Annotated in this window: 9 protein-coding genes; 3 read left to right on the top strand and 6 right to left on the bottom strand. The window is 74.1% G+C overall.

The annotated features are described in order from the left end of the window. Nucleotides 1-163: 163 nt before the first annotated feature. The 3 genes from EFE23_RS07120 to xylA are packed head-to-tail and all read right to left on the bottom strand — an operon-like array spanning nt 164 to nt 4,285. Nucleotides 164-1,576: an MFS transporter gene (locus EFE23_RS07120; RefSeq protein ID WP_123240093.1), complete on the bottom strand. Its 1,413-nt coding sequence runs from the start codon at nt 1,574-1,576 to the stop codon at nt 164-166. 53 nt (nt 1,577-1,629) lie between these two features. Next, nucleotides 1,630-3,084, bottom strand: coding sequence for a xylulokinase (xylB, locus tag EFE23_RS07115; RefSeq protein ID WP_123240092.1), 1,455 nt, complete (start codon nt 3,082-3,084; stop codon nt 1,630-1,632). 13 nt (nt 3,085-3,097) lie between these two features. After that, complete coding sequence (gene xylA, locus EFE23_RS07110) at nt 3,098-4,285, bottom strand: xylose isomerase (protein ID WP_123240091.1); 1,188 nt, start codon at nt 4,283-4,285, stop codon at nt 3,098-3,100. Nucleotides 4,286-4,344: 59 nt separating this feature from the next. Between xylA and EFE23_RS07105 the strand changes: the two genes are divergently transcribed. Together EFE23_RS07105 and EFE23_RS07100 are read left to right on the top strand one after the other, a co-directional pair. Continuing rightward, nucleotides 4,345-5,601 (top strand): ROK family transcriptional regulator, encoded by a 1,257-nt coding sequence (locus tag EFE23_RS07105; protein WP_123240090.1) that lies wholly within the window; start codon nt 4,345-4,347, stop codon nt 5,599-5,601. Continuing rightward, nucleotides 5,598-5,789 carry a LuxR C-terminal-related transcriptional regulator gene (locus tag EFE23_RS07100; RefSeq protein ID WP_199736954.1) on the top strand — a complete coding sequence of 64 codons (192 nt, stop codon included), beginning with the start codon at nt 5,598-5,600 and terminating at the stop codon, nt 5,787-5,789. The genes EFE23_RS07105 and EFE23_RS07100 overlap by 4 nt, the downstream gene beginning before the upstream one ends. Nucleotides 5,790-5,820: 31 nt before the next feature. Here the strand turns inward: EFE23_RS07100 and EFE23_RS07095 are convergent, their stop codons facing one another. Further along, nucleotides 5,821-6,345 (bottom strand): MarR family winged helix-turn-helix transcriptional regulator, encoded by a 525-nt coding sequence (locus tag EFE23_RS07095; protein WP_123240089.1) that lies wholly within the window; start codon nt 6,343-6,345, stop codon nt 5,821-5,823. Between the two features lie 95 nt (nt 6,346-6,440). Between EFE23_RS07095 and EFE23_RS07090 the strand changes: the two genes are divergently transcribed. Beyond that, the gene (locus EFE23_RS07090; protein ID WP_123240088.1) at nt 6,441-7,571 is read left to right on the top strand and encodes a PP2C family protein-serine/threonine phosphatase; all 1,131 of its coding nucleotides are present in this window, start codon (nt 6,441-6,443) and stop codon (nt 7,569-7,571) included. Between the two features lie 18 nt (nt 7,572-7,589). On the opposite strand, the gene EFE23_RS07085 is transcribed toward EFE23_RS07090, so the two are convergent. Together EFE23_RS07085 and EFE23_RS07080 are read right to left on the bottom strand one after the other, a co-directional pair. Then, the gene (locus tag EFE23_RS07085) at nt 7,590-9,074 is read right to left on the bottom strand and encodes a sugar transferase (protein WP_123240087.1); all 1,485 of its coding nucleotides are present in this window, start codon (nt 9,072-9,074) and stop codon (nt 7,590-7,592) included. Between the two features lie 212 nt (nt 9,075-9,286). Next, nucleotides 9,287-11,038 carry a VWA domain-containing protein gene (locus tag EFE23_RS07080; protein WP_123240086.1) on the bottom strand — a complete coding sequence of 584 codons (1,752 nt, stop codon included), beginning with the start codon at nt 11,036-11,038 and terminating at the stop codon, nt 9,287-9,289. Nucleotides 11,039-11,082: the final 44 nt, after the last annotated feature.

Genomic DNA, 11,082 nt, shown 5'->3' with positions numbered 1-11,082 from the left:
AGGTAAGGAGGGGCCCCCTGTTAACGCCTGGCGTTGTACAGGGGGCCCCTCTTAACGCCCCGCCCACCTGTCCGCGTGCGCCACCTCGCCACAGCCGCGGACGGCGGCGGCCTGTTAACAGGGGACCCTTCCTCTACCCGAGGCGTTAATAAGGGGCCCTTCCTTAAAGGCGGTCGGCGCGGGCGTGCAACAGGTCGTGGACGGACTCGATGTCCCCGGGGGAGGTGCGCGCGGCCAGCCAGTACATGAACCCGGTCGGGATGAAGAAGAGCTGGAACACGGCCAGCCCGACGGCGTAGTTCAACGGCGGCGGGAAGGCGGCCCGCAACCCGGCGAAGGCCACCCCGACCAACCCGTTGCCGGCCGCCCGGCCGACCCCGTTGACCAGGTTGCCGAGGCTGTAGACGGTGCCCCGGTGCTCGGGCGGGTTGACGTCGGCGATCAGCGCGAACCAGTTGGGCGAGTTGGCCGAGGTGAGCGCCAGGGCCAGCAGGGCGGTCAGCAGGCTCAGCCCGACCGTCGGCTCGGTGAAGACGCTGGCCAGCACCGCGCCGACCACCGCGCCGGAGCTGCCGCCGTCCGGCACGTCGATCCGGATCGGGACCAGGAATAGGACCAGGTAGAACGGCACCGCCGCGAGGATGCCCACCGCCGCGACCAGCGCCCGCCCGCTCGGCGTACGCCGTTGCAGGGCGTCACCGGCCAGGCCGCCCAGGATGGAGAACACCCCGCCGAGCTGGAACAGGGTGGCGAAGACGCTGCCCACCACGACGCCGGTGGCCGGCGAGTAGCCCTGCGCCTCGGCCCGCTGCGCGAAGAGCACCGGCAGCCAGACCAGCGAGCCGAACGCCGCCTGTGCGGTCAGCCCCTGGAGGATCAGCCAGCGGTTGGTCCGCCGGGCCAGGATCCGGGGCAGGTCGGCGCGGCTGATCCGGTAGTCGTAGTCGGCGCCCGCGTCGAGCGCCGCGGCCAGCTCCGGCTCGCTCTGGCCGCGCCGGATGTCGTAGGTGAACAGGTAGGCCACGGTGGCGGCCAGGCCGACGACGGTGAGCAGCAGGAACGGCCGCCGCCAGTCGGTGGCGCCGAGGAGGCCGCCGGTGAGCGTGCCGGCGAGGGTGCCCACCCCCTGCGACAGCCCCCAGAAGCTCATCACCAGGCCGCGGCGGCGGGGTGAGATCAGGTCGGTGACCACCGAGAAGCCGACCGAGCCGACCGCGCCCAGCCCGACCGCGGCGACCAGCTGGGCGACCAGGAACGCCGGGTAGTGCCCGGCCAGGGCGCTGCCCCCGGTGCCCGCGGCCCAGATCAGCGTGCCCACCATCAGCAGCGGCTTGCGGTTCGTCCGGTCGCCCACGTACGCCCAGCCGACGGCGGCCACCGCGCTGACCAGGAAGCTCACCGCGGTGACCAGCCCGAGCAGCCGCTGCGGCACGCCGAACACCTCGGAGATCGGCCCGTACAGCGGGGGGACCAGCCCGATGGCCACGTTGTCCAGCGAGGCCAGCAGCACGAACACGACCACGCTGTAGAGCCGGTGGGCCGCGTTGCCGCGCCCGGCGATCCTGGTGCCGCTCATGCTCGGCAGCCAACCAGGCGGAGATCACGGCCGGATGACGGCCCCCGGCCTGCTCAGCCCCGACCGGGTGGTCGGTCCACCACCAGGTCCCGGGCCCGGGCGTAGCGTTCCCGGATGGCCGGCACGGGCTCCCCGGCGTACTCCTCGGTGCCGGCGAGGACCCAGGACGGCGGCGTCGCGCCACCGAGGGCGACCCAGGCGGCCTGGCGCGCCGCGCCGTCGGCGACGTACTCGCCGGGCGGCGGGACGACCACCGGACGGCCGAAGACCTGTGGAGCGATCCGGCGTACGGCGACCGAGCGGGCTCCGCCGCCGACCAGGATGATCCGGTCGGCCCGCGCGCCCTGCGCGACGAGCGCGTCCAGGCCGTCGGCGAGGGCGCACAGCATCCCCTCGACGGCGGCCCGGGCCAGGTGGGCCGGGGTCGAGGTGCCCAGGGTGAGCCCGTGCAGGGCCCCGGTCGCGGTGGGCCGGTCGGGGGTCCGCTCCCCCTCCAGGTACGGCACCATGACCAGCCCGTCGGCGCCGGGCGGGGCGGCCAGGGCCAGCTCGCTCAGCGCGTCGAGGTCGACCCCGAGCAGGGTCGCCGCGGCGTCCAGCACCCGGGCGGCGTTGAGCGTGCAGACCAGCGGCAGGAAGCGCCCGGTGGCGTCGGCGAAGCCGGCCACCGCGCCGGCCGGGTCGGCGGCCGGGGCGTCGGCGACCGCGAAGACGGTGCCGGAGGTGCCGATCGAGACGACCACGTCGCCCGGGCCGGCCCCGACGCCGAGCGCCGCGGCGGCGTTGTCCCCGGTGCCGGGCCCGAGAAGGACCGGGCCGGCGGTGCCCGGCCCGCCGCCGAGCACCGCCGGGTCGAGCTGTCCGGCCGGCTCCGCCGGGCCGAGCACGACCGGCACCCGGACCCGCCGGCCGAGGGCCTGCTCCAGCAGGTCGAGGCGGTATTCGCCGGTCCGCGGCGACCAGTAGCCGGTGCCGCTGGCGTCGCCCCGGTCCGTGCGCAGCGCGTCCAGGCCGGATGCCCCGGCGAGCCGCCAGGTCAGCCAGTCGTGCGGCAGGCAGACCGCGGCCACCCGCTCGGCGTTCGCCGGCTCGTGCCGGGCCAGCCAGCGCAGCTTGGTGGCGGTGAAGCTGGCCACCGGCACGGCGCCCGTCGCGTCGGCCCAGAATCGCCGGCCGGTCTCGCCGCCGCCGGCCTCGGCGATCAGGTCGCGCGCGGCGTCCGCGGACCGGGTGTCGTTCCACAGCAGCGCCGGGCGGACGACCTCGCCCGCCGGGTCCAGGCAGACCATGCCGTGCTGCTGGCCGGCGACCGAGACGGCGGCCACGTCGGCCAGCCCGCCGGCCGCCGCGACGGCCGCCTGCAGCGCCTCCCACCAGGCGTGCGGGTCGACCTCGGTGCCGTCCGGGTGCGGCGCGCGGCCCTGCCGGACCAGCGCGCCGGTCTCCGCGTCCCGGACGACCACCTTGCAGGACTGGGTGGACGAGTCGACTCCCGCGACGAGCGGCATGTCGGGCCCCGCCTCAGCGCGCGCCGAGCAGGTGCTCGACGGCGAGCTGGTTCAGCCGGACGAAGCCGAAGCCCTTCGCCCCGGTCGCCGCCGGGTCGAACTCCTCGAACGCGGAGGGGTCGGCGAGCAGCTCGGCGTAGCCCTCACCGGGGCTCAGGGTCGGCGTGGCCAGGTCGGTGACCTTGCTGGCGGCGAGCGCCTCGGCCACCTCCGGGTCCGCCCGGAACGCCGCGGCCCGCTCCTTGAGCAGGAGGTACGTCCGCATGTTCGCCTCCGCCGACGCCCACACCCCGGTCATGTCCTCGGTGCGGGAGGGCTTGTAGTCGAAGTGGCGCGGTCCGTCGTACGCCGGGCCGCCGTTCGGGCCGCCGTTTTCCAGCAGGTCGACCAGGGCGAACGCGTTGAGCAGGTCGCCGTGGCCGAAGACCAGGTCCTGGTCGTACTTGATGCCGCGCTGCCCGTTGAGGTCGATGTGGAACAGCTTGCCCTGCCAGAGCGCCTGGGCGATGCCGTGCGCGAAGTTCAGCCCGGCCATCTGCTCGTGCCCGACCTCCGGGTTCAGGCCGACCAGTTCGGGGTGGGCCAGGGTGGAGATGAAGCCCAGCGCGTGCCCGACGGTGGGGAGCAGGATGTCGCCGCGCGGCTCGTTCGGCTTCGGCTCGAGGGCGAAGCGCAGGTCGTAGCCGCGGTCGAGGACGTACTGGCAGAGCAGGTCGACCGCCTCCCGGTACCGGTCCAGCGCGGAGCGGACGTCCTTGGCCAGGTCGTACTCGGCGCCCTCCCGGCCGCCCCACATCACGAAGGTGCGGGCGCCCAGCTCGGCGGCCAGGTCGACGTTGCGCAGCACCTTGCGCAGCGCGTACCGGCGGACGTCCCGGTCGTTGCTGGTGAAGCCGCCGTCCTTGAACACCGGGTGGGTGAAGAGGTTGGTGGTGACCATCGGCACGACCAGACCGGTCTCGTCGAGGGCCTTGCGGAACCGGGCGATGTGCTGGTCACGGGTGGCGGCGTCGGAGCCGAACGGGACGAGGTCGTCGTCGTGGAAGGTGATTCCGTACGCGCCGAGCTCGGCGAGCCGGTGCACCGCCTCGACCGGATCCAGGTCGGGCCGGGTGGCGTCGCCGAACGGGTCCCGGGCCGGCCAGCCCACCGTCCAGAGACCGAAGGAGAACTTGTCGGCAGGGGTGGGACGGGGTGCCATGGCAGACCTCCGGGTGATGGTGGCGGTGTCGTCCGTAATTTGTTCAGTGGTTGAATTAAATGACCGCGGTGTGGCAGTGTCAAGGGGTGACCAGCACCAGCACCGGAGCCGTCCGGCAGGGCAGCCTCCGTGAGCTCAACCTCGCCGTGGTGCTCCGGCGGATCGCCGCCGCCGACCGACCGCCCTCGCGGGCCGACCTCGCCGCCGCGACCGGGCTGACCCGGGCCACCGTCTCCGCCGTCGTCGACGACCTGATCGCCGGCCGGCTGGTGACCGAGGCGGACCCCGCCCCGCGTGCCGGGGCCGGGCGGCCGGCCCGGGGCCTGGTGCTGGCGGCCGACGGCCCGGCCGGGCTCGGGCTGGAGGTCAACGTCGACTACCTGGCCGCCTGCGTGGTCGACCTGACCGGCACGGTCCGCCACCACCTGGTGCGCCGGGCCGACCTGCGCCCGGTCTCCCCCGCCGACACCCTGGACCGGCTCGCCGCGCTCGCCGCCGAGGCGCGCGCCGCGGCCGTACGCGAGGGCCTGACCCTGGCCGGAGCGGCGCTCGCGGTGCCCGGCCTGGTCTCCGACGGCGGCCTGGTGCGGCTGGCGCCGAACCTCGGCTGGCGGGACGTGGACGTGCCCCGACTGCTCGGCGGGCGGCCGCTCGCCGAACCGGTCGACGGGATCCCGCCGCTGGTCGTGGACAACGAGGCCAACCTGGCCGCGCTCGGCGAGCTGCACGCCGGCCCACCCGGGTCGGCCAGTTTCCTGCACGTCTCGGGCGAGATCGGCATCGGCGCCGGCATCGTGCTCGACGGGGCGCTCTACCGGGGCGCCCGCGGCTGGAGCGGCGAGATAGGTCACATCCCGGTCGACCCGCGGGGCCGGACCTGCCGCTGCGGCGGGCAGGGCTGCCTGGAGCGGTACGCGGGCCAGGAGGCCATCCTGGCGGCGGCCGGGCTGCCCGGCGCCGACCTGCCCGCCGACACCGCCGCGGCCCGGCTGGCCGACCTCGCCGCGGCCGGTGACCCGGCCACGCTGACCGCCCTGACCGACGCCGGCACCGCCCTCGGCGTGGCCGTGGCCGGCGTGGTGAACCTGCTGGATCTGGACACCGTGGTGCTCGGCGGCGGATACGCCCCGCTCGCCCGGTGGCTCTCCCCGCCGGTGGTCGCCGAGGTCTCCCGGCGGGTCCTCACCGCCGCCTGGGCACCGGTCACGGTCCGGCCGGCAGCGCTCGGGGCCCAGTCCGCGGCGGTCGGCGGAGCCGCCTCGGTGATCCGCCGGATCATCGACCGGCCGGTCGGCTGGCTGGCTCGCTCCGGTTGAACCGGAGCTGTCGAGCGGGTCACGCTTCGGCCGAGGGCCGCTCAAACGACGCCATCGCCCAGCGGCTGGGGGTCGGCGGCAAGACCGTCGAGACGTACGTGCGCAACATCTTCGCCAAGCTCTGCCTGGAGCCGCGGCTGGCCGACCACCGGCGGGTCCTCGCCGTGCTGGCCTACCTGCAAGGCTGAGCGCGACCCGCCCGGCGGCGGGCGACCGGGTTCACGCGCTACACGCCACCGAGGTCTCGCCGGGCGTCTCCCCCGGCCCGGTCGGCGCAGCGCCGACCGGGTCTCCGGACGGCCGGAGCACGGTCAAGTCCTCCCCGTCGGCCTCGCCCCGGCGGGCCACCTCGTCGAACTCGCGCATCCCGCGCAGCAGTGCCGCGCGCCCCGCCGGGCTCATCCCGGCCAGGATCCGGTCCAGCCGGTGGCGCCGGTCGGCCCGCAGCTCGGCGAGGAGCCGGTTCGCCGCCGGAGTGAGGTGCAGGGAGATCTCCCGCCGGTCGTACCGGCCCGGCTCCCGCTCCAGCATCCCCGCCGCCACCAGCCGGTCGCAGAGCCGGCTGGCCGAGGAGAGCAGCATGTCGGTCAGCGTGGCGAGCCGCCGCAGGTTGATCCCGTCGTACTGCTCGACGACCATGACCGCGCGTAACTGAGCGCCCGACAGCCGGCTCGTGGTCCGCTCCCGGGCCGCCTCCCAGACAGCCAGCAGGGTGCCCGCCGCGTCGTCCAGGGCGGCGGCCATACTCACTTCAGGTCCGTGCGGACCGACTTCTTCGGCCATGGTGCGCCCGAGACTACCCGGCGTACCGGGCCGGCGACCTGTGCAAAGGAGCAAAGATGAGTGGACCGGAGGACCGGGCCCGCCGGACCCTCACCGAGGCGCCCGCGGATCAGTTGCTCAACCGGCTCGGCGACGAGCTGGAGCGGTCCTACGGAATCACCCGCACCGACCTCTACCAGGTCGACTACCGGCTGTCGGTGCTGCTGCCGCTGGCCGACGGCGAGCCGATCACCGGCCCGGGCCATCCCGCCTGGCGCTGCTTCGACCACCAGGAGCCGATCATCGCGGAGGGGACCGGCTGGTTCCCGGTCGGCATGCGCGGCGAACGGCGCGGGGTGCTCCGGGTGTCGCCGGTGCCGGCCGACCCGGAGGTGATCCGGGAACTGGACACCATCTCCACGGCGCTCGGCCACGAGCTGGCCGCGGTCACGGCCAGCACCGACATCTACCGGGCCGCCCGGCGTACCCGCCGGCTCACCCTGGCCGCCGAGATGCAGTGGGAGATGCTGCCCGGCCGCAGCCGGATCCGCCCGTCGTTCAGCCTGGCCGGGCAGCTGGAGCCGGCGTACGCGGTGCGCGGCGACAGCTTCGACTGGTCCGACGACGGTCACCGGCTCTGGCTGTCGGTGATCAACGGTTCCGGCGAGGGGGTGGCCGCCTCCATGCTCACCTCGCTGGCCACCCACGCGCTGCGCAACGCCCGCCGGGCCGAGCTGGGCCTCGCCGACCAGGCCGCCCTGGCCGACCAGGCGATCTACGCGCTGCACCGGGGCGCGCAGCACCTGTCGGCGCTGCTGCTGGAGCTGGACCTGGCCACCGGCATGATCACCGTGGTCGACGCGGGCTCGCCACGCCTGGTGCGGGTGCGCGACGGAGAGGTCAGCGAGCAGGTCCTGGAGAAGCAGTTCCCGCTCGGCATGTTCGAGGGCACGGACTACCGGGAGCAGCGGTTCCAGCTGCACCGCGAGGATCGGCTCTTCGTGGTCAGCGACGGGGTCATCGACGCGACCGCCGAGCGGATCCGGTACGGCGAGACCGCGCTGGACCGCTTCCTGCGGCGTACCGGGCCGATGGAGCCGCTGGACGCGGTCCGCTCGCTGATCGGCGACCTGCGCGCGTTCGTCGCCGGGGACCTGATCGACGACGCGGTGGTGGTCTGCCTGGACTGGCTGGGCCCGCAGCCCTGACCCGCGCCGGCCGCCGGCTCAGTACGCGCCGCGGCCCCGGAGCACCGCGCCGAAGGTCTTCCAGAGGATGGTCAGGTCGGCGGCGAGGGACCAGTTCTCCACGTAGTAGAGGTCGAGCCGGATGCCGTCCTCCCAGCTCAGGTCGGACCGCCCGCTGACCTGCCAGAGGCCGGTCATGCCCGGCTTGACCAGGAGGCGGCGGGCCACGTCGCCGTCGTACCGGGCCACCTCGGTGGGCAGCGGCGGGCGCGGGCCGACCAGGCTCATCTGGCCGAGCAGCACGTTCGCCAACTGGGGCAGCTCGTCGAGGGACCACTTGCGCAGCAGCCGGCCGACCCGGGTGACCCGGGGATCGTCGCGCATCTTGAACATCAGGCCGTCGGTCTCGTTGCGCACGGCCAGGTCGGCCAGCAGGGCGTCGGCGTTGACCACCATGGTGCGGAACTTGAAGACGCCGAACTCCCGGCCGCCCTGCCCGACCCGGACCTGACGGAACAGCACGGGCCCCCGGCTGTCCAGCTTGACGGCCAGCGCGATCGTCACCAGGAGTGGCAGCAGCAGGAGCAGCGCCACCAGCGACACCGACCGGTCGACCAGCCCCTTGACCAGCTTCCGGCCGCCCCGGAACTCGGGTGCCTCGACGTGGATCAGCGGCAGCCCGGCGACCGGGCGGGTGTGGATCCGCGGGCCGGCGACGTCGGTCAGCGCCGGGGCCACCACGAGGTCGACGCCGGTGCCCTCCAGCTGCCAGCCCAGCCGCCGCAGCCGGGTCGCGGTGAGTTCACCGGAGGCGGTGACCGCCACGGTGTCCGCGCCGATGGCGGTGGCGGCCTCGGGGATGCCACGGAACGAGCCGACCACCGGGACGTCGCCGAGCCGCTGCGGCACCGGCGCCAGCAGCGCGTCCGGGATGCAGGCGCCCACCACCTGGTAGCCGGCGTAGGGCTCGCGGTGCAGGGTGTGCACCAACTCCAGCACGTGCGCGGTGTCGCCCACCACCAGCACCTTGCGGGACCAGCCGGCGCCCCGGAAGCGGGCCCGGTGCAGCCGCTTGCGGGCGGCGAACCGGGCCACCTCCAGGCCGAACGTGCCCACCGCGAAGGAGAGGGCCAGGAAGCCCCGGGAGACGCCGACGTCGGCGATGTAACCCGCGATGGCGATGCCCCCGGCCAGCCGCAGGCTCGCCGAGCTGACCCGCCGGTATTCCTCGGCGCCGTAGCCGAGCACCCGGTCGTCGTAGCACCGCATCGCCCGCAGCGAGACCAGCCAGATCACCAGCAGGCCGGGCGCGAACACGGTGTACGGGATCTCCGAACCGACCGCTTCCCGCTCGCCGAACCGGCCGACGTACCCGACCAGGATCGCCACGGCCAGCACGGCGGTGTCCAGCACCGCGAGCACGCGGACGTACGCCCGCTCCGCGGCGCGCGTCGCCGGGCCGGGACGGCGGTCCCGCGGATCGGCCGCCGCCCGGGCGGGGGTCAACAGCGTCGCGGACGTCACCGGCCCTCCCCACGTCGCGCAGGACGACCCCGCACCGCTCGGCCCCGCTGGCGAGCCGGCGACTCGGAGCTCCCGGACATCTTGCCTCGCAATTATGGACGCCGATTGATTCGGACGTATTGCCGTCACTTTTCCGGGCCCGGGGCGGCCCGGAAAGCGTTCCGCCGTATCGGATCTCCCGATACGGCGGAACCTATACGCTGACGTACCGCTCAGCGCGGAGCCGGCGGCCGCAGGGCGATCGCCTGGAGGAAGATCTCGCCGATCTTGGTCGGGTCGATGGTGACGAACGTCCGTCCGCCGGTGACCGCCGTGATCGGGTCGAGCTCCGCCTTGCTGACGTCGTTCCCGATGCCGATGATGATCACCTGAACCGGCTGCTCCGGGTCGCGGATCTTCTTGAGCTGGTTGATCAGTTCCTTCTGGCTGATGCCGTTGTTGTCGTCGTTCTTGCCATCGGTGAAGAGTACGATCGAGTTGACCTTGCCCGGCTCCCAGTCCTCCTGGACCGTCTTGTAGGCGGCCAGGAGCGTGTCGAAGAGGCCGGTGTCGCCACTCGACGGCTTGATCGAGGCCAAGCCCTGCTGCAACGGCCGCCGGTTGCTCGACAGTGGCCTTATCGGCACGAGCTGGTGGTAGTCCTGCGAGCCCTGGAGGTTGGTGGAGAAGGTCCACAGGCCGATCGACCAGGAGTCGTCGAAGAGCGACAGGCCCTGGTTGGCGGCGGCCACGGTGACCTGCTCCCGGCTGGCGCCGTTGGCGGTGGCCACCTTCGTCTTCATCGAGCCGGAGACGTCGATGACGCAGAGCATGCGACCGGACTGGGTGGCCACCGACCAGAAGCTGGTGGCCTGCTGGATGGCGATCGGGTCCAAGCCGCCGGCCGCACCCTCACCGGCCGGAGCGGCGGGGGCGTTGCCCGCCGGGCTCGGTGCGCCCTGCGGCGCCTTGAACCCCTGTCCCCAGTTGCCGTCCGGGGCACGCAGCGACTGCCCGGCCAGCCGGTTCTTGAAGCCCGGGGTGGTCAGCACCTCGAAGAGCACCTTGGCGGCCGAGGCCTTGGCCGGCTCGATGCCGGGCAGCACCGCGAACGGGTAGTCCAGCGGCATCGGCGACGGGTCGAGGTAGAGCGCGGCCAGCGGGACGGGCGGCTTGGTGCTGTTGTACGCGATCACGTCCTCCTCGGACAGCGCCGCCGCGCCCAGGCCGGCGGCGATGGCCGTCGGGTCCTTCGAGCGCGGGAAGCGGGCCAGGAGGTCCTGTCGCAGGGAAGAGCGGTTGGTGGCCAGCGCCCGGAGCGCGCCGACCCTCGCCTCCTGCGCCTTCGCCGAACCCGGCGCGTCGCCGGTGGCGCTGGCGGCGGCGGTGAGCGAGAGCAGCCCGGAGAGGGCGGCCGCGTCCTGGGTCGGCTCCACGATGCCGGCCCGCAACGGCTTGTCGCTGGTCACCTGCCGCAGCAGGTCGGTCCAGGTGAGCTTCTTGTCCGGCCAGCCGAACCGGGTCGCCACCGGCTCGGGCACCGCGACGACCACCGGGCTGCGCGCGATGGAGGCCCCGTTGGTCGGAGCGAACGCGGTGGCCCCGCCGGACTTCAGACGCAGCAGCCAGCTGGACGAGTCCGGCACCCACACGTCCGGCGTCACCACGGTGCCGCTGGCCTGCCCGACACCGGCGAGGGTGGCGCCGTGCTTGCTCGCCACCGCGGCGGCCACGTCGACCGACTCCGAGGAGACGACGTTCACCGCGATGCAGGTCCCGCCGACCGCCGCGCCGTCGGCGACCCACTGGTCGGCCGCCCCCTTGACCGCCGGGGCGATCTCCGGGGTGGCGGCGACGGAGAGCTGGATCTTCCCCGAGCAGGACGGACCGGCAAGCTGCTGGTAACCGAACCAGGAGCCGGCTATGACGAGGACGAGCGCGGTGGCCGCCGCGGCGGCACCGGCCCCGCGGAGGCTTGAACGCATGCGATGGCGGCCAGACACGGTGACCATCTTGCGTATCTCGTGGG

Source organism: Micromonospora solifontis (assembly GCF_003725545.1).
Classification (GTDB): Bacteria; Actinomycetota; Actinomycetes; order Mycobacteriales; family Micromonosporaceae; genus Micromonospora; species Micromonospora solifontis.
Note: the sequence above shows the minus strand (reverse complement) of the source record. Positions and strands in the feature narration are given on the sequence as shown.

Coding starts and splice junctions, on each gene's coding strand:
- EFE23_RS07120 (WP_123240093.1), bottom strand. CDS start 1,576: ATGAGCGGCACCAGGATCGCCGGGCGCGGCAACGCGGCCCACCGGCTC.
- xylB (WP_123240092.1), bottom strand. CDS start 3,084: ATGCCGCTCGTCGCGGGAGTCGACTCGTCCACCCAGTCCTGCAAGGTG.
- xylA (WP_123240091.1), bottom strand. CDS start 4,285: ATGGCACCCCGTCCCACCCCTGCCGACAAGTTCTCCTTCGGTCTCTGG.
- EFE23_RS07105 (WP_123240090.1), top strand. CDS start 4,345: ATGACCGCGGTGTGGCAGTGTCAAGGGGTGACCAGCACCAGCACCGGA.
- EFE23_RS07095 (WP_123240089.1), bottom strand. CDS start 6,345: ATGGCCGCCGCCCTGGACGACGCGGCGGGCACCCTGCTGGCTGTCTGG.
- EFE23_RS07090 (WP_123240088.1), top strand. CDS start 6,441: ATGAGTGGACCGGAGGACCGGGCCCGCCGGACCCTCACCGAGGCGCCC.
- EFE23_RS07080 (WP_123240086.1), bottom strand. CDS start 11,038: ATGCGTTCAAGCCTCCGCGGGGCCGGTGCCGCCGCGGCGGCCACCGCG.